At 56.8% G+C, this 14,325-nt stretch carries 28 protein-coding genes; all 28 read left to right on the top strand.

The features are described from left to right. The first annotated feature begins 246 nt into the window (after nucleotides 1-246). Nucleotides 247-867, top strand: coding sequence for a 50S ribosomal protein L3 (gene rplC, locus LJ737_RS10870; RefSeq protein WP_078013197.1), 621 nt, complete (start codon nucleotides 247-249; stop codon nucleotides 865-867). Nucleotides 868-872: 5 nt separating this feature from the next. Then, a complete protein-coding gene (gene rplD / locus LJ737_RS10865; RefSeq protein WP_126691139.1) occupies nucleotides 873-1,511 on the top strand; it encodes a 50S ribosomal protein L4 in 639 nt (212 codons plus the stop codon). Next, nucleotides 1,511-1,798, top strand: a complete 288-nt coding sequence (gene rplW / locus LJ737_RS10860; protein ID WP_078013195.1) for a 50S ribosomal protein L23 — start codon at nucleotides 1,511-1,513, stop codon at nucleotides 1,796-1,798. Before rplD ends, rplW begins: the two co-directional genes overlap by 1 nt. Nucleotides 1,799-1,849: 51 nt before the next feature. Then, nucleotides 1,850-2,677: a 50S ribosomal protein L2 gene (rplB, locus tag LJ737_RS10855; protein WP_078013194.1), complete on the top strand. Its 828-nt coding sequence runs from the start codon at nucleotides 1,850-1,852 to the stop codon at nucleotides 2,675-2,677. Then, nucleotides 2,677-2,955 (top strand): 30S ribosomal protein S19, encoded by a 279-nt coding sequence (gene rpsS, locus LJ737_RS10850; protein ID WP_078013193.1) that lies wholly within the window; start codon nucleotides 2,677-2,679, stop codon nucleotides 2,953-2,955. The genes rplB and rpsS overlap by 1 nt, the downstream gene beginning before the upstream one ends. A gap of 3 nt (nucleotides 2,956-2,958) precedes the next feature. Next, entirely contained in the window at nucleotides 2,959-3,459 is a 501-nt protein-coding gene (gene rplV / locus LJ737_RS27115) for a 50S ribosomal protein L22 (protein ID WP_126691136.1), read from the top strand. A gap of 5 nt (nucleotides 3,460-3,464) precedes the next feature. Then, complete coding sequence (gene rpsC, locus LJ737_RS10840) at nucleotides 3,465-4,370, top strand: 30S ribosomal protein S3 (RefSeq protein WP_227765547.1); 906 nt, start codon at nucleotides 3,465-3,467, stop codon at nucleotides 4,368-4,370. A gap of 37 nt (nucleotides 4,371-4,407) precedes the next feature. Further along, on the top strand, nucleotides 4,408-4,830 hold the full coding sequence (gene rplP / locus LJ737_RS10835) for a 50S ribosomal protein L16 (RefSeq protein ID WP_126691134.1): 423 nt from the start codon (nucleotides 4,408-4,410) through the stop codon (nucleotides 4,828-4,830). A gap of 5 nt (nucleotides 4,831-4,835) precedes the next feature. After that, nucleotides 4,836-5,036 (top strand): 50S ribosomal protein L29, encoded by a 201-nt coding sequence (rpmC, locus tag LJ737_RS10830; RefSeq protein WP_126691133.1) that lies wholly within the window; start codon nucleotides 4,836-4,838, stop codon nucleotides 5,034-5,036. A 14-nt stretch (nucleotides 5,037-5,050) separates the two neighbouring features. Next, on the top strand, nucleotides 5,051-5,341 hold the full coding sequence (gene rpsQ, locus LJ737_RS10825; protein ID WP_227765546.1) for a 30S ribosomal protein S17: 291 nt from the start codon (nucleotides 5,051-5,053) through the stop codon (nucleotides 5,339-5,341). A gap of 1 nt (nucleotide 5,342) precedes the next feature. Continuing rightward, nucleotides 5,343-5,711: a 50S ribosomal protein L14 gene (gene rplN, locus LJ737_RS10820; protein WP_059072177.1), complete on the top strand. Its 369-nt coding sequence runs from the start codon at nucleotides 5,343-5,345 to the stop codon at nucleotides 5,709-5,711. A 5-nt stretch (nucleotides 5,712-5,716) separates the two neighbouring features. Further along, complete coding sequence (gene rplX / locus LJ737_RS10815; RefSeq protein ID WP_227765543.1) at nucleotides 5,717-5,983, top strand: 50S ribosomal protein L24; 267 nt, start codon at nucleotides 5,717-5,719, stop codon at nucleotides 5,981-5,983. Between the two features lie 14 nt (nucleotides 5,984-5,997). Continuing rightward, nucleotides 5,998-6,552, top strand: coding sequence for a 50S ribosomal protein L5 (rplE, locus tag LJ737_RS10810; RefSeq protein WP_227765541.1), 555 nt, complete (start codon nucleotides 5,998-6,000; stop codon nucleotides 6,550-6,552). Nucleotides 6,553-6,554: 2 nt separating this feature from the next. Beyond that, nucleotides 6,555-6,824 carry a 30S ribosomal protein S14 gene (rpsN, locus tag LJ737_RS10805; RefSeq protein ID WP_078013185.1) on the top strand — a complete coding sequence of 90 codons (270 nt, stop codon included), beginning with the start codon at nucleotides 6,555-6,557 and terminating at the stop codon, nucleotides 6,822-6,824. Between the two features lie 124 nt (nucleotides 6,825-6,948). Then, entirely contained in the window at nucleotides 6,949-7,488 is a 540-nt protein-coding gene (locus LJ737_RS10800) for a suppressor of fused domain protein (RefSeq protein WP_227765540.1), read from the top strand. A 278-nt stretch (nucleotides 7,489-7,766) separates the two neighbouring features. After that, nucleotides 7,767-8,165 carry a 30S ribosomal protein S8 gene (gene rpsH / locus LJ737_RS10795; RefSeq protein ID WP_059072181.1) on the top strand — a complete coding sequence of 133 codons (399 nt, stop codon included), beginning with the start codon at nucleotides 7,767-7,769 and terminating at the stop codon, nucleotides 8,163-8,165. Nucleotides 8,166-8,194: 29 nt separating this feature from the next. Beyond that, nucleotides 8,195-8,749, top strand: coding sequence for a 50S ribosomal protein L6 (gene rplF / locus LJ737_RS10790; protein WP_078013184.1), 555 nt, complete (start codon nucleotides 8,195-8,197; stop codon nucleotides 8,747-8,749). 9 nt (nucleotides 8,750-8,758) lie between these two features. Further along, the gene (rplR, locus tag LJ737_RS10785) at nucleotides 8,759-9,106 is read left to right on the top strand and encodes a 50S ribosomal protein L18 (protein ID WP_227765537.1); all 348 of its coding nucleotides are present in this window, start codon (nucleotides 8,759-8,761) and stop codon (nucleotides 9,104-9,106) included. A 6-nt stretch (nucleotides 9,107-9,112) separates the two neighbouring features. Continuing rightward, nucleotides 9,113-9,631: a 30S ribosomal protein S5 gene (gene rpsE, locus LJ737_RS10780; protein WP_078013182.1), complete on the top strand. Its 519-nt coding sequence runs from the start codon at nucleotides 9,113-9,115 to the stop codon at nucleotides 9,629-9,631. A gap of 6 nt (nucleotides 9,632-9,637) precedes the next feature. Continuing rightward, nucleotides 9,638-9,817, top strand: coding sequence for a 50S ribosomal protein L30 (gene rpmD / locus LJ737_RS10775; RefSeq protein WP_126691129.1), 180 nt, complete (start codon nucleotides 9,638-9,640; stop codon nucleotides 9,815-9,817). A gap of 13 nt (nucleotides 9,818-9,830) precedes the next feature. Beyond that, nucleotides 9,831-10,277 (top strand): 50S ribosomal protein L15, encoded by a 447-nt coding sequence (gene rplO, locus LJ737_RS10770; RefSeq protein WP_111478208.1) that lies wholly within the window; start codon nucleotides 9,831-9,833, stop codon nucleotides 10,275-10,277. A gap of 17 nt (nucleotides 10,278-10,294) precedes the next feature. After that, a complete protein-coding gene (gene secY / locus LJ737_RS10765) occupies nucleotides 10,295-11,608 on the top strand; it encodes a preprotein translocase subunit SecY (RefSeq protein ID WP_227765535.1) in 1,314 nt (437 codons plus the stop codon). A 3-nt stretch (nucleotides 11,609-11,611) separates the two neighbouring features. Then, complete coding sequence (map, locus tag LJ737_RS10760) at nucleotides 11,612-12,418, top strand: type I methionyl aminopeptidase (protein ID WP_227765533.1); 807 nt, start codon at nucleotides 11,612-11,614, stop codon at nucleotides 12,416-12,418. Beyond that, a complete protein-coding gene (gene infA, locus LJ737_RS10755) occupies nucleotides 12,396-12,614 on the top strand; it encodes a translation initiation factor IF-1 (RefSeq protein ID WP_078013177.1) in 219 nt (72 codons plus the stop codon). Before map ends, infA begins: the two co-directional genes overlap by 23 nt. Nucleotides 12,615-12,623: 9 nt before the next feature. Continuing rightward, nucleotides 12,624-12,740, top strand: coding sequence for a 50S ribosomal protein L36 (gene rpmJ / locus LJ737_RS10750; RefSeq protein ID WP_071890035.1), 117 nt, complete (start codon nucleotides 12,624-12,626; stop codon nucleotides 12,738-12,740). Nucleotides 12,741-12,761: 21 nt separating this feature from the next. Beyond that, the gene (gene rpsM / locus LJ737_RS10745; protein WP_059072190.1) at nucleotides 12,762-13,139 is read left to right on the top strand and encodes a 30S ribosomal protein S13; all 378 of its coding nucleotides are present in this window, start codon (nucleotides 12,762-12,764) and stop codon (nucleotides 13,137-13,139) included. An 81-nt stretch (nucleotides 13,140-13,220) separates the two neighbouring features. Beyond that, the gene (gene rpsK / locus LJ737_RS10740; protein WP_078013176.1) at nucleotides 13,221-13,613 is read left to right on the top strand and encodes a 30S ribosomal protein S11; all 393 of its coding nucleotides are present in this window, start codon (nucleotides 13,221-13,223) and stop codon (nucleotides 13,611-13,613) included. Nucleotides 13,614-13,705: 92 nt separating this feature from the next. After that, nucleotides 13,706-14,311, top strand: a complete 606-nt coding sequence (gene rpsD, locus LJ737_RS10735) for a 30S ribosomal protein S4 (protein WP_078013175.1) — start codon at nucleotides 13,706-13,708, stop codon at nucleotides 14,309-14,311. Nucleotides 14,312-14,325: the final 14 nt, after the last annotated feature.

Genomic DNA, 14,325 nt, shown 5'->3' with positions numbered 1-14,325 from the left:
GAATAGGATTTCGCCGCGCTTAGCAAATTGCCGACCAGTTTCGCAAAATAGGTAGGGGAGAGGGGACGTCGACCGCTTAAGAGGGGAGCAAACTGGTTGATTGATAGCCGCAAGGAAGGATAGGCATATCTGAAATATTTTCAGATGGCGTTATGCTTTTGTCTTAACAATTCCCTAGCTTTGCACTCCCTTTCCGAAAACGTCATTCGGGCGTTTTCACTGTGTCTTTTCTAAAACCCCATTCGAATGCCTGGCATTATCGGTAAAAAAATCGGTATGACAAGCCTCTTCACTGCCGATGGTCGGAACGTGCCCTGCACGCTCATCCAAGCCGGCCCGTGCGTAGTGACGCAGGTGAAGACGCTCGAAGTTGACGGCTACACGGCCGTTCAGCTCGGTTACGGCGACAAGAAGGCCAAGAACACCAACAAACCGTTGGCTGGCCACTTCGCTAAGGCGGGAGTTACCCCCCGCAAAAAACTCGTCGAGTTCCGCACCGACGACGTAGCATCCTACTCGCTGGGTGCTGAAATCAGCGCTGACTACTTCGCCGAAGGTGACTTCGTAGACGTGGTTGGTACCTCCAAAGGCAAAGGTTTCCAGGGCGTTGTAAAGCGTCACAACTTTGCTGGTGTAGGTGGCCAAACCCACGGTCAGCACAACCGCGGCCGTCACCCCGGTTCGATCGGTGCTTGCTCCTGGCCCTCCCGCGTGTTCAAGGGCATGCGCATGGCTGGCCGCATGGGCGGTGACCGAGTGAAGATCCAGAACCTGAAAGTGCTGCGCGTGATGAACGAGCAGAACCTCATCCTGGTGAGCGGCTCGGTACCCGGTGCTAAAAACGGTTACGTGATTCTGGAGAAATAGGCGCGATGGAACTCTCTGTATTGACGATCAAAGGCGAGGACACCGGCCGTAAGGTGACGCTGTCCGACGCAATCTTCGGGCTGGAGCCGAACGAGCACGCCATGTACCTCGACGTGAAGCTGTACCTGGCCAACCAGCGCCAGGGCACGCACAAGTCGAAGGAGCGCGCTGAAATCGCCCGCACGACCAAGAAACTGAAGAAGCAGAAAGGCACCGGCGGTGCCCGCGCTGGTTCGATGAAGTCGCCGGTGTTTATCGGTGGTGGCCGCGTGTTCGGTCCCAAGCCCCGTGACTACGGCTTCAAAGTGAACAAGAAGACCAAGCAGCTGGCCCGCCTGTCGGCCCTGTCGGTACTTGCTCGCGAAAACCGTCTGGCCCTGGTGGAGAACTTCTCCCTGGAAGGCCCTAAGACGAAGGATTTCCTGAACATCCTGAGCGGCCTGAACCTGAACACCGGCAAGAAGACCCTGCTGGTAACCGGTTCGGTTGACAAGAATGTGGTACTGTCGGCCCGCAACATCCAAAAGGTGAAGGTGGCTGTTCCCACGGCTCTCAACACCCACGACCTGCTGAACACCGACACGCTGCTGCTGTCGGAGGCTGGCCTGGAGACGCTCACCCAACTTTACACGGCCGCTGAGTAATGAGCATCATCAAGAAGCCCATCGTGACCGAGAAGGCAACGTCGCTGAACGAGAAAGGCCAGTACGCCTTTGAAGTGGAGCGCACCGCTAACAAGGTTGAAATCAAAAAAGAAATTGAGAAGCTCTACGGCGTGACCGTGGTGGGCATCAGCACCATCCGCAGCCAGGGCAAACTCAAGTCGCGCTTCACCAAGACCGGTGCAGTTACCGGCCGTCGTGCTTCGAGCAAGAAGGCCATCGTAACCGTGAAGGAAGGCGAAGTAATCGACTTCTACAGCGGCATCTAAGCCGGCTGAATTTCTGACCGAGGCCCCTCGCTAGAGCATTTTCGCTATAAAATGGCACTCAAAAAACTAAGACCAACATCACCGGGTCAGCGCTTCCGTATCGCCCCGGGTTTCGACGAGATTACCACGTCGACGCCGGAGAAGTCGCTGTTGGCACCCAAGAAAAAATCCGGTGGCCGGAATGATTCCGGGAAAATGACCAACCGTTACATCGGTGGTGGTCACAAGCAACAGTATCGTATCATCGACTTCAAGCGCAGCAAGCACTCGGTGCCGGCTACCGTGAAGTCCATCGAATACGATCCGAACCGTACGGCCCGCATCGCCCTGATCAGCTACGCTGACGGCGAGAAGGCCTACATCATCGCCCCGAATGGCCTGCAGGTAGGCGCTACCGTGGTAGCAGGCCCCGGCGCCGCACCGGAACTGGGCAACGCCCTGCCGCTGCGCGAAATGCCGCTCGGTACAATTGTTCACAACATCGAGCTGATGCCGGGTGCCGGCGCAGTGCTGGCCCGCTCGGCCGGTACCTACGCCCAGCTGGTGGCTCGCGAAGAAAAGTACGCGACGCTGAAACTGCCCTCCGGCGAGATGCGCATGGTCCTGGTAACCTGCATGGCTACGGTTGGCACCGTTTCGAACGGTGAGCACATGAACGTGCGTCTCGGCAAAGCCGGTCGTCACCGTTGGTTGGGCTACCGTCCGCGCGTTCGTGGTGTGGCAATGAACCCCGTTGACCACCCGATGGGTGGTGGTGAAGGCCGCTCGAGCGGTGGTCACCCGCGCAGCCGCAAAGGCCTGCTCGCGAAGGGTTACAAGACCCGCAACAAGAACAAGTACTCTGAGCAACTCATCGTTTCGCGTAAAGGCAAGAAGTAATGGCACGTTCGCTTAAAAAAGGCCCGTACATCGACTTCCGCCTGGAGCGGAAGGTGCAGGTGATGGAGGAGTCCAACAAGAAATCGGTGGTAAAGACCTGGTCGCGCCGCTCGATGATTTCGCCGGACTTCGTAGGGCACACCTTCGCCGTGCACAACGGCAATAAGTTCATCCCGGTGTACGTGACCGAAAACATGGTTGGTCACAAGCTTGGGGAATTTGCGCCGACGCGCAACTTCCGCGGCCACGTAGCCAAGAAAGATAAAGGCAAGCGCTAAGACATGGAAGCAGTAGCCAAACTCCGTAACGTACCGACCTCGCCGCGCAAGATGCGCCTCGTGGCCGGCCTAGTACGCGGCAAAAGCGTTACCCGTGCCTTGGGCTTGTTGAAGTTCGAGGCCAACTCGGGCGCTGAGAAAATCGAGAAACTGCTCCTGTCGGCCCTGGCCAACTGGCAGCAGAAGAACGAGGACGAGCGTATCGAAGACGCCAACCTGTACATCAAAGAAATCTTCGTTGACGAAGGCCGCCAGCTAAAGCGCCTGCGCCCCGCCCCCCAGGGCCGTGGCCACCGCATCCGCAAGCGCAGCAACCACGTCACGATTATTATCGACTCGAAGGTGGAAGCCATCGGCAGCCGCCAGGGTCTGAAAGACGCCGCCGCTAAACTGGAAACCGCTCCCGCCGCCGCTCCGGCTGCTGAAGAGGCTCCTGCCAAGAAGCCGGCCCGTCGTTCTACCAAGAAAGCTGACACCCAAACCGCGGCTGACGCCACCGAATAAGTACCATGGGACAGAAAGTTAATCCGGTTGGCCTCCGTCTGGGTATCGTTAAAGGCTGGGACTCTAACTGGTACGGCGGCAAAGACTTTGCCGACAAACTGGTAGAGGACGAGAAAATCCGCAAGTACATCCTGGCGCGCATCCCGAAGGGTGGTATCTCGAAAATCATTATCGAGCGTACCCTCAAGCGCATCACCATCACCATCAACACCGCTCGTCCGGGCGTGGTTATCGGTAAGGGTGGTCAGGAAGTTGATAAGATCAAGGACGAACTGAAAAAGCTCACGAGCAAGGACGTTCAGATCAACATCTTCGAAATCAAGCGTCCGGAACTCGACGCCAAGCTGGTAGGCGAAAGCATCGCCCAGCAGCTGCAGGCTCGTATCTCCTTCCGTCGCGCGATGAAGCAAGCCATTCAGGGCGCACTCCGCGTGGGCGCTGAAGGCATCAAGGTGCAGTGCGGCGGCCGCCTCGGCGGTGCTGAAATTGCCCGTTCGGAACAATACAAGGAAGGCCGCACCCCGCTGCACACCCTCCGCGCTGATATCGACTACGCTCTGTCTGAAGCCCAGACGGTGTATGGCAAAATCGGCATCAAGGTATGGATCATGCGCGGTGAAGTATTCGGCAAGCCCGACCTGTCGCCCAACCAACTGCTGAGCCAGCAACAAGGCCAGGGTGGCAACGACCGCAACGACCGTGGTCCCCGCGGTGAGCGTGGCGAGCGTGGTGACCGTGGTGGCCGTGGCGGCGACCGTGGTGGCCGTGGTGGCAACGACCGTGGCCCGCGTGGCGGCGGTGACAACCGTGGCGGCTTTGGCGGTGGCCAGGGCGGCAACCGTGGCGGCCAAGGCGGCGGCGGTAACCGTGGTGGTCAAGGCGGCGGCGCAAGCCGTGGCCCCCGTCGCTAGTCCTTCTTCCTTCCACTTCTTTTTCGAGAACTAGATCATGTTACAACCGAAAAGAACCAAGTATCGGAAGATGCAGAAGGGCCGCGTACACGGCCTGGCCTATCGCGGCAGCTCGCTGGACTTCGGTTCGTTTGGCATTAAGTCGCTGGAGGCCGCTTGGATCACCGCGCGTCAAATCGAAGCAGCCCGTATCGCCATGACCCGCGCTATGAAGCGTGAAGGTCAGGTGTGGATCCGCATCTTCCCGGACAAGCCCATCACCAAGAAGCCTGCTGAAGTACGTATGGGTAAGGGCAAAGGCTCGCCCGAGTACTGGGTAGCCATCGTGAAGCCCGGCACCATCCTGTTCGAATCGGACGGGGTTTCGCTGGAACTCGCACAAGAGTCGCTGCGTTTGGCGGCTCAGAAGTTGCCGGTGCGCACCAAGTTTGTCGTTCGTCGTGACTTCGTTGAGGCATAAGCAATATGAAAAACGCTGAAATCCGTGCCCTTTCGATCGAGGATCTGAAAGAGCAAATCAACAAGGAACAGTCGGGCGCGCAAACCTTGCGTTTCGCTCACGCTATTTCCCCGCTCGAAAACCCGGCCCGCATCAAGCACGGCCGTCGTAACATCGCCCGCCTGCTCACCGAGCTGAAGCGTCGCGAGCAGGAGCAACAATCGTAGTCCCCGCGCTAGTAATGGAAAACAACGCAGAACAGCAGGGCACCGCTACGGTAGAGCGTAACCTGCGCAAAGAGCGTATCGGCCGCGTAACGAGCAGCAAGATGGATAAAACCATCACTGTCGTGGTCGAGAGCAAAATGAAGCACCCGATTTACGGCAAGTTCGTAACCAAGTCCACCAAGTTCGTTGCTCACGATGAGAACAACGAGTGCGGCGAGGGCGACACGGTGCGCATCATGGAGACCCGCCCGCTGAGCAAGCGCAAGCGGTGGCGTTTGGTAGAAATCGTAGAACGCGCCAAGTAAGATGATCCAGCAAGAATCCCGTCTGACGGTAGCCGACAACAGCGGCGCCAAAGAAGTACTCTGCATCCGCGTCCTCGGTGGCACGGGCAAGAAGTACGCTACGGTAGGCGACAAGATCGTCGTGGCAATCAAATCGGCCATCCCCTCGGGCAACGCCAAGAAGGGTGCCGTTTCGAAAGCCGTGGTGGTTCGCACGAAAAAGGAAGTACGCCGCAAAGACGGCTCGTACATCCGCTTCGACGACAACGCCGCCGTGCTGCTCAACAACAACGACGAGCCTCGCGGCACGCGTATCTTCGGCCCGGTGGCCCGCGAACTGCGCGAGAAGCAGTTCATGAAGATCGTTTCGCTGGCTCCTGAAGTTCTCTAACCGCAATGGCACTGAAAACCAAAGAAGCAAAGCCCGCGAAGCTGCACGTGAAAACCGGTGATACCGTCCAGGTAATCGCCGGTGACGAGCGCGGCAAGACTGGCGTCATCAAATCGGTGAACCGCCAGACGCAGCGCGTCATCATCGAAGGCCTGAACCTGGTAACGAAGCACTCGAAGCCGAGCGCCAAGAGCCCCCAGGGCGGCATTTCGAAGATCGAGGCCCCGATCCACGCCAGCAATGTCAAGCTTGTTAGCTCGGCTAACGCCTAATCAAGTATCCGACAATGGCTCGACTGAAAGAAATTTACGACAAGGAGATTCGCCAGCAGCTGCAGGAGAAGTTCCAGTTCAAGAGCACCATGCAGGTGCCGCGCATTACCAAGATCTGCATCAACCGCGGTATTGGTAAGGCCGTAGCCGACAAGAAGCTCGTTGACAACGGCGTGGATGAGCTGACGACCATCACCGGTCAGAAAGCTGTTCCGACCATTGCCAAGCGTTCGGTTTCGAACTTCAAGCTGCGCGAGGGCATGCCGATTGGCGCCCGCGTGACGCTGCGTGGCAACCAGATGTACGAATTCCTTGACCGCCTGCTGACCGTGGCGCTGCCCCGCGTACGCGACTTCAAAGGCATCAGCGACAAGGGCTTCGACGGCCGTGGCAACTACACGCTCGGCATCAAGGAGCAAATCATCTTCCCGGAAATTTCCATTGACAAGATCAAGGAGATTGGCGGGATGGATATCACCTTCGTGACGACGGCTGAAAACGACGAGCAGAGCTACGAGCTGCTGCGCGCCTTCGGGATGCCGTTTGCCAACGCTAAGAAAAACAGCTAATCATGGCTAAGGAATCAATCAAAGCAAGAGAGCGGAAGCGTGTGGCGATGGTTGCCCGTTACGCTGAGAAGCGCAAGGCTCTGAAAGAGGCTGGCGACTTCGAAGGTCTGGACAAGCTGCCCCGCAACGCTTCGCCCGTACGTCTGCACAACCGCTGCAAACTGACCGGCCGTCCGCGTGGCTACATGCGCAAGTTTGGCATCAGCCGCGTAACGTTCCGGGAAATGGCTTCGGCCGGTAAAATCCCCGGCGTAACGAAAGCTAGCTGGTAGTCCGCTACCGCCCAGCAACGCTAAGCAAAACTGCTCAGCTGAAACTCTCTCGGGAGTTTTGGCTGAGCAGTTTTCTTTTGTAGTCTTAGGTTACTCAAGTGGCCTTATGAAGCTATACGAACACATGGAAGCTTACCTCGGGCCAATGACACGTGGCTGGGCAGAGCATAATAAAAAGTATGGGATTCAAGTGGTGTTGTTCGAGCAAACTCCAGCTGAGGACCTGTCCACTTACTGCACGCTGGGATTGGATAAGTTCGTGCTTGATATAGGTGACGGAAAGCAGCTTAGGCAAGAGTTAATCTTCAGCACTTACAACACTTATCCGCCTGATGATGTGACTTCGTTTCTCATGACGTTTGCAGAAAGCGTTGCTGATAGTGGCACAGGGTTGTTGCGAGGAGAAGTTGTAGAAGGTAAGCCACTGATAGATGGGGTAGAGGTGACGGGAGTATACGCGTCCGTTCCAGTTTTCTGGCCCGATGAGCTACATGAGTTTGGAGGCAGCACACCCAGTACCATTTTCGTTTGGCTGCTGCCTGTCGTTAAATCAGAAGCCGAAGTAATTCGCGAAGAAGGCTGGAGCTACTTCGAGCATTATCTAGAGGAACATTCGGAAGCTGATTTATGGGATTTGGATAGACAAGCTATTCCGCTACGCTAGAGTTAGCCGCGGAACATTATGGTAACTAAGCGAAGTTGCCTATTGCTTTTGTGTTAAGCATTTACGTATCTTTGCACCCCATAAATGCTCTAGGGCAGTGGGGGACGCCCCACACACCATTTGGCAGGTTGCCACAAGAAACCATTGGCTGCGGCGGAAACGCTGTGGATGTCAAGTAGTCTTAACCGAGGATTTCGCCGTCATAGGAAAACTATGGCTGCGAAATTTTCCTACCTTTGCGGTTCCCTTAACCACGGGGTGCCCTTCAAATCATCCAAATGAACACAGATCCGATTGCCGACTACCTGACCCGGGTGCGCAACGCCATCAAGGCCAACCACCGGGTAGTAGAAATTCCGGCTAACAAAATCAAAAAGGAAATCACGAAAGTGCTCTACGAAAAAGGGTACATTCAGAGCTACCGTTTTGATGACTCGGCAGTACAAGGCACGATCAAAATCGCGCTGAAGTACCACCCCGTGACCAAGAAGCCCGCCATCCAGAAGCTGCAGCGGATCAGCACCCCGGGCTTGCGTACGTACGCCCACGTTGAAAACCTGCCGCGCGTGCTGAGCGGTCTGGGCATTGCCATCCTGTCGACCTCGAAAGGGGTGATGACGGAGAAGGAAGCTCGCACCCAGAACGTAGGCGGCGAGGTGCTGTGCTACGTGTACTAAGCTCAACGCAGCAGTAAACTCCCGACAATATGTCCCGCATTGGTAAACTCCCGATCAGCCTGCCCTCGGGCGTGCAGGTATCGGTTGATAACGACAACACCATCACGGTTAAGGGCCCCAAAGGGGAACTGAAAACCGCTGTCGACCGCGACATCACGGTACGCTCCGAAGACAACACCGTAGTCGTAGAACGTCCTACCGAGCAAAAGCGCCACAAGGCCATGCACGGCCTCTACCGTTCGCTGCTCAACAACATGGTAACCGGCGTAAGCACCGGCTACACGCACCAGCTGGAACTGGTGGGCGTAGGTTTCAAGGCTACCGCTACCGGCTCGACGCTGGAGCTGGCCCTGGGCTACTCGCACAACATCTTCCTGGCGCTGCCGAAAGAAGTAACCGCTACGGCCGTTACCGAAAAAGGCAAGAACCCGATCATCACCCTGACCAGCATCGACAAGGAACTCATCGGCCAAGTGGCCGCTAAGATTCGTTCGCTGCGCAAGGTTGAGCCCTACAAAGGCAAAGGTGTGCGCTTCGTTGGTGAGCAGATTCGTCGTAAGGCTGGTAAGACTGCCTCGAAATAACCGAGCATCATGGCTTTTAATAAAACTGAGAGAAGACTCCGGATCAAGCGCCACATCCGCACGAAAGTGTCGGGTACCGCTGAGCGCCCCCGCCTGTCGGTGTTCCGCAGCAACAAGGGCATCTACGCCCAGATCATCGACGACACCGCTGGCCGTACGCTGGTAGCCGCTTCGTCGAAGAACGTAACCGTTGGCGACTCGCCGGTAGCTACCGCTGCCGCCGTAGGCAAAGAGCTGGCTACGCGTGCTACCGCCGCTGGTATCACGACGGTTGTATTCGACCGCTCGGGCTACCTGTACCACGGTCGTGTTAAATCATTGGCAGAAGGTGCCCGCGAAGGCGGCCTGAATTTCTAAGCAGCTATGCGCGAGCAAAATAAACCCACGGCGAAGACCACGGAGTCGGACCTGAAGGAAAAAGTAGTTGCCATCAACCGCGTAGCGAAGGTGGTAAAAGGTGGTCGTCGCTTCAGCTTCTCGGCCATCGTAGTAGTAGGTGACGGCGCTGGTACCGTAGGCTACGGCTTGGGCAAAGCCAACGAAGTAACCGACGCCATTGCCAAAGCCATTGACGATGCCAAGAAGAACCTGGTGAAGGTGCCGCTGTACAAGCACACCGTTCCCCACGTGATGGAAGGCAAATACTCGGGTGGCTTCGTGCTGGTGCAGCCGGCTGCTGCCGGTACCGGCGTAATTGCTGGTGGTGCCATGCGTGCCGTGTTCGAAAGCGCCGGCATCAAGGACGTACTGGCCAAGTCGAAAGGCTCCTCGAACCCCCACAACGTGGTGAAGGCTACCTTCGACGCCCTGAACAAGATGCGCGACCCGATGCAGATTGCACAGCAGCGCGGCATCTCCCTCGCCAAAGTATTTAACGGCTAAGCGACGATGGCACGGATCCAAATCAAGCAAGTGCGTAGCGTTATTGACCGCCCCGAGCGTCAGAAGCGCACGATGCAGGCCCTGGGCCTCAACAAAATCGGCGCTGTCCGCGAAGTGGAAAACACCGCGGCCATTGCCGGCATGGTAGCCAAAGTTGGCCACCTGGTAGAAGTAACCGAACTGTAGACCTCAGCTCATCATGAATCTCAGCAATCTTAAGCCCGCTGAAGGCTCGGTACGCAACAACAAGCGTCTGGGTCGTGGTGAAGGCTCGACCCGCGGCGGTACGTCGACGCGTGGCCACAAAGGCCAGAAGTCGCGTTCGGGTTACTCCAAGAAAATCGGCTTTGAAGGTGGCCAGATGCCCCTGCAGCGCCGGGTGCCGAAGTTCGGCTTCAAAAACATCAATCGTGTGGAGTACAAGGGTATCAACCTGGACGTACTGCAAGCCCTGAACGAGAAATCGGCAACGGGTACGATGGATGTGGCCTACTTCATTCAGCACGGTCTGGTGTCGAAAAACGCCAAGATCAAAGTGCTCGGCCGTGGCGAACTGACCGCCGCAGTGGAAGTACACGCCCACGCTTTCTCGCAATCGGCTATCGAAGCCATTGAGAAGGCTGGTGGCAAAGCAGTGACCCTGTAAGTTCAAGCACGCCGGCGATGAACAAGTTTATCACGACGATTAAGAACATTTTTGCGATTGAGGATCTGCGTACGCGGATTCTCAATACGCTTTTTTTCATCGCCATTTACCGGCTGGGTTCTTACGTTGTGCTGCCGGGCGTCGATCCGTCCCGTCTCGACACCAAGTCGGGCGGGATTTTCGGCATCCTCGACACCTTGCTCGGCGGCGCGTTTAGCCACGCTTCCATCTTCGCGTTGGGCATCATGCCCTACATCTCGGCCTCTATCGTGCTGCAGCTGCTGACCATCGCAGTGCCGTATTTCCAGAAGCTGCAGAAAGAAGGGGAGTCGGGTCGTAAGAAGATCAACCAGTACACCCGTTTGCTAACCATCCCCATCGTGATGGCGCAGTCGGTCGGCTTTATTGCCACGATTAACCAAGACGCCCTGGTTTCGCCAGGGGTGTTCTTCACCGTCTCGACGATGGTTATCCTCACGGCCGGCACGCTTTTCTGCATGTGGCTGGGCGAGAAAATCACTGACAAGGGCATCGGCAACGGTATCTCCATGATCATTATGATCGGTATCGTTTCGCGCTTTCCCGGCGCTATCATCGGGGAAGCCGCGGCGAAAGGGATGCGCGGTTCGCTCATCTTCCTGATCGAGCTGGCTGTGCTGTTCTTCGTGGTAATGGGCGTAATCATCCTGACGCAGGCTGTACGCCAGATTCCGGTGCAGTACGCCAAGCAAGTCGGCGGCGTAAGCCAGCTGAACGCGCAGCGTCAGTTCATTCCGCTGAAGGTGAATGCGGCCGGCGTTATGCCGATCATTTTCGCCCAGTCGCTGATGTTCGTACCGGCCATTGCCGCCTCGGCTTGGAAGGATAGCGACACGGCTAACTTCATCGGCCAGAAGTTTTCGGACTACACCTCGTGGCAATACAACCTGGTGTTTGCGGTACTGATCATCCTGTTCACGTACTTCTACACCGCCATCAGCGTGAACCCGAAGCAGATTGCTGATGACCTGAAGCGCAGCGGTGGTTTTGTACCGGGCGTGAAACCGGGTGACGCTACGTCGGAGTACATCGATGAAGTGCTGACCCACATCACCCTGCCCGGCGCAATTGCTTTGGCCTTGATTGCAATCTTTCCGGCCATTGCGTTGTTGTTTGGGGTCACTCGTCCGTTTTCGGCCTTCTACGGCGGCACGTCGCTCATCATCATGGTGGGTGTGGTACTCGATACCATGAACCAGATTGAAAGCTATCTGCTCATGCGCCACTACGACGGTATGATGAAAACGGGCAAGCTGAAAGGTCGGACGCAAAACATTGCGCTGGCCTCCTAAGCCATGATCCTGTACAAGACCGAAGAAGAAATCGAATTGATCCGAGCCAGTGCTGATGTGCTGGCTCGTGCCCATGGGGAAGTAGCCGGCATGATCCGAGAAGGAATTACCACGGCTGAGCTGGACAAGCGCGCCGAGGAATTCATTCGGGACCACGGCGGCGTTCCTTCTTTCAAGGGCTACAACGGGTTCAAATACAGCCTGTGCATTTCGCCCAATGCGGTGGTAGTGCACGGGTTTCCCGGTAATCATGTATTGAAAAGCGGCGACATCGTTTCGGTAGACGCGGGCGTGAAGCTCAACGGCTACCATAGCGACAGCGCCTATACCTACCCGGTAGGGGAGGTGAAACCGGAAGTGTTGGCCTTGCTCGAAGCCACCAAGCAGTCCTTGTACGAAGGCATCGAGCAGGCCGTAGCTGGCAACCGCATGGGTGACGTCGGCTACGCCATCCAGAGCTACGTGGAAAAACGTGGGTATTCGGTGGTTCGGGAACTTGTTGGGCACGGCATCGGTAAGAGTCTGCACGAAAAGCCCGAGGTACCAAACTACGGCAAGCGTGGCTCAGGCCTGAAACTGCAAAGCGGCTTGGTTATGGCCATCGAACCGATGGTGAACCTGGGTACGAAAGCAGTGGTGCAGGAACAGGACGGCTGGACCATCCGGACCAAAGACCGACAGCCCTCGGCGCATTTCGAGCACACCGTAGTGGTTCGTCAGAATAAAGCGGAGATACTAACCTCTTTCGCCCACATAGAAAAAGCGTTACAGCAGACCTCGCAGCCTTATGGCCAAACAGTCATCGATTGAGCAGGACGGAACCATCCTGGAAGCCTTGTCTAATGCCATGTTCCGGGTGGAACTGGAAAACGGGCACCAGCTGATTGCGCACATCTCCGGAAAGATGCGCATGCACTACATCAAGATTCTGCCCGGCGATAAGGTGAAGCTCGAAATGTCGCCCTACGATTTGTCGAAGGGCCGAATCGTTTACCGTTACAAATAACCCCCGGCCATGAAAGTCAAAGCCTCGGTCAAAAAACGCAGCGTCGACTGCAAAGTGATCCGCCGTAAAGGGAAGCTTTACGTGATCAACAAGAAGAACCCCCGCTACAAGCAGCGTCAGGGCTAATCAACAAGCAATAGGAAGAACATGGCACGTATTGCAGGGGTAGACATCCCGGACAAAAAGCGCGGCGAAATCGCCCTCACCTACATCTTCGGCATCGGTCGTTCGTCGGCCGCCGCTATCCTGACCAAAGCAGGCGTTGACCTGAACAAGAAGGTTAGCGAGTGGACGGAAGCCGAGTCGGGTGAAATCCGTAGCATCATTGCTTCGGAGTACAAGACTGAGGGTGTACTGCGCTCGGAGGTTCAGCTCAACATCAAGCGTCTGATGGACATCGGTTGCTACCGTGGCCTCCGTCACCGCAAGGGGCTGCCGGTTCGGGGTCAGCGCACCAAGAACAACTCGCGTACCCGCAAAGGCAAACGGAAAACCGTTGCCGGCAAAAAGAAGGCTACGAAATAATTCATAGCGGGAATCGGCGGCGGGCCTTCATGACTTTCCAACTGCCGCCAACACCTCTCGCTCGTTTTCTGCGAAAACCAAATGGCACAAAAGAGAAAAGACAAAGCCAAGAAGCGCGTCGTCCAGGTGGAAGCCACCGGTCAGGTGCACATCAAGGCTTCGTTCAACAACATCATCATCTCGGTCACCAACAACAATGGCCAGGTGATTTCGTGGGCTTCGGCCGGCAAAATGGGCTTCCGTGGTTCCAAAAAGAACACGCCCTACGCCGCCCAAACTGCTGCTCAAGACTGCGGCAAAGTAGCCTACGACTTGGGCATGCGCAAGTGCGAAGTGTTCGTGAAAGGTCCGGGCGCTGGCCGCGAGTCGGCTATCCGTGCGTTCCAGAACATGGGTATTGAGGTGCAGACCATCCGCGACGTGACGCCGCTGCCGCACAACGGCTGCCGCCCCCCCAAACGTCGCCGCGTCTGAGTAACGGCAGACGCGTGGCCGCTACCGCCCCGTGAGGGAGCTAATGTGGCCAGGCAGTTTTCTTTTCTTCCCAGAAAAATCACCTCTCTAGAATGGCACGTTATACCGGCCCCAAAACCAAGATTGCCCGTCGCTTCGGGGAAGCCATTTTCGGCCCGAGCAAGGCACTCACCAAGAAAGCATATCCTCCGGGCCAGCACGGCCGTGGCCGCCGCAAGAAGCAGTCGGAATACGCCGTGCAGCTGATGGAGAAGCAAAAAGTGAAGTACCTCTATGGGGTACTGGAAAAGCAGTTCGCTAACCTCTTCGACAAAGCCGCTCGCGTACCCGGTATCACCGGCGAAAACCTGCTGGCTTTCCTGGAGACGCGTCTGGACAACGTAGTATACCGTCTGGGCATCGCCCCGACGCGTCGCGCTGCCCGCCAGCTTGTGTCGCACCAGCATATCACCGTGAACGGCGAGGTGGTTAACATCCCGTCGTACCACGTGAAGCCCGGCACCATTGTAGCCGTGCGTGAAAAGTCGAAGTCGCTGGAAGTAATCACGAACAGCCTGTCGGTGCGCAACGCCCGTCAGTTCGGCTGGCTCGAGTGGGACGCGAAAGAGCTGACCGGTAAGGTTATCTCGACGCCCCAGCGCGACCAGATCCCCGAGAAAATCGAGGAGCAGCTGATCGTCGAACTGTATTCGAAGTAAGCCTGAGCTGCAGA

The organism is Hymenobacter sp. 15J16-1T3B, from assembly GCF_020711235.1.
GTDB lineage: Bacteria > Bacteroidota > Bacteroidia > Cytophagales > Hymenobacteraceae > Solirubrum.
Note: the sequence above shows the minus strand (reverse complement) of the source record. Positions and strands in the feature narration are given on the sequence as shown.

Bases quoted from the DNA above. Each gene is read 5' to 3' on its own strand.
- rpmD (WP_126691129.1), top strand. From the start codon at position 9,638: ATGGCACGGATCCAAATCAAGCAAGTGCGTAGCGTTATTGACCGCCCC.
- rpsE (WP_078013182.1), top strand. From the start codon at position 9,113: ATGCGCGAGCAAAATAAACCCACGGCGAAGACCACGGAGTCGGACCTG.
- rplN (WP_059072177.1), top strand. From the start codon at position 5,343: ATGATCCAGCAAGAATCCCGTCTGACGGTAGCCGACAACAGCGGCGCC.
- rplB (WP_078013194.1), top strand. From the start codon at position 1,850: ATGGCACTCAAAAAACTAAGACCAACATCACCGGGTCAGCGCTTCCGT.
- rplP (WP_126691134.1), top strand. From the start codon at position 4,408: ATGTTACAACCGAAAAGAACCAAGTATCGGAAGATGCAGAAGGGCCGC.
- rpsQ (WP_227765546.1), top strand. From the start codon at position 5,051: ATGGAAAACAACGCAGAACAGCAGGGCACCGCTACGGTAGAGCGTAAC.
- rpsH (WP_059072181.1), top strand. From the start codon at position 7,767: ATGAACACAGATCCGATTGCCGACTACCTGACCCGGGTGCGCAACGCC.
- rpsM (WP_059072190.1), top strand. From the start codon at position 12,762: ATGGCACGTATTGCAGGGGTAGACATCCCGGACAAAAAGCGCGGCGAA.
- rplF (WP_078013184.1), top strand. From the start codon at position 8,195: ATGTCCCGCATTGGTAAACTCCCGATCAGCCTGCCCTCGGGCGTGCAG.
- secY (WP_227765535.1), top strand. From the start codon at position 10,295: ATGAACAAGTTTATCACGACGATTAAGAACATTTTTGCGATTGAGGAT.
- LJ737_RS10800 (WP_227765540.1), top strand. From the start codon at position 6,949: ATGGAAGCTTACCTCGGGCCAATGACACGTGGCTGGGCAGAGCATAAT.
- rplD (WP_126691139.1), top strand. From the start codon at position 873: ATGGAACTCTCTGTATTGACGATCAAAGGCGAGGACACCGGCCGTAAG.
- rplR (WP_227765537.1), top strand. From the start codon at position 8,759: ATGGCTTTTAATAAAACTGAGAGAAGACTCCGGATCAAGCGCCACATC.
- map (WP_227765533.1), top strand. From the start codon at position 11,612: ATGATCCTGTACAAGACCGAAGAAGAAATCGAATTGATCCGAGCCAGT.
- infA (WP_078013177.1), top strand. From the start codon at position 12,396: ATGGCCAAACAGTCATCGATTGAGCAGGACGGAACCATCCTGGAAGCC.
- rpsN (WP_078013185.1), top strand. From the start codon at position 6,555: ATGGCTAAGGAATCAATCAAAGCAAGAGAGCGGAAGCGTGTGGCGATG.
- rplW (WP_078013195.1), top strand. From the start codon at position 1,511: ATGAGCATCATCAAGAAGCCCATCGTGACCGAGAAGGCAACGTCGCTG.
- rplO (WP_111478208.1), top strand. From the start codon at position 9,831: ATGAATCTCAGCAATCTTAAGCCCGCTGAAGGCTCGGTACGCAACAAC.
- rpmC (WP_126691133.1), top strand. From the start codon at position 4,836: ATGAAAAACGCTGAAATCCGTGCCCTTTCGATCGAGGATCTGAAAGAG.
- rpsK (WP_078013176.1), top strand. From the start codon at position 13,221: ATGGCACAAAAGAGAAAAGACAAAGCCAAGAAGCGCGTCGTCCAGGTG.
- rplV (WP_126691136.1), top strand. From the start codon at position 2,959: ATGGAAGCAGTAGCCAAACTCCGTAACGTACCGACCTCGCCGCGCAAG.
- rpsC (WP_227765547.1), top strand. From the start codon at position 3,465: ATGGGACAGAAAGTTAATCCGGTTGGCCTCCGTCTGGGTATCGTTAAA.
- rplC (WP_078013197.1), top strand. From the start codon at position 247: ATGCCTGGCATTATCGGTAAAAAAATCGGTATGACAAGCCTCTTCACT.
- rplX (WP_227765543.1), top strand. From the start codon at position 5,717: ATGGCACTGAAAACCAAAGAAGCAAAGCCCGCGAAGCTGCACGTGAAA.
- rpmJ (WP_071890035.1), top strand. From the start codon at position 12,624: ATGAAAGTCAAAGCCTCGGTCAAAAAACGCAGCGTCGACTGCAAAGTG.
- rpsD (WP_078013175.1), top strand. From the start codon at position 13,706: ATGGCACGTTATACCGGCCCCAAAACCAAGATTGCCCGTCGCTTCGGG.
- rplE (WP_227765541.1), top strand. From the start codon at position 5,998: ATGGCTCGACTGAAAGAAATTTACGACAAGGAGATTCGCCAGCAGCTG.
- rpsS (WP_078013193.1), top strand. From the start codon at position 2,677: ATGGCACGTTCGCTTAAAAAAGGCCCGTACATCGACTTCCGCCTGGAG.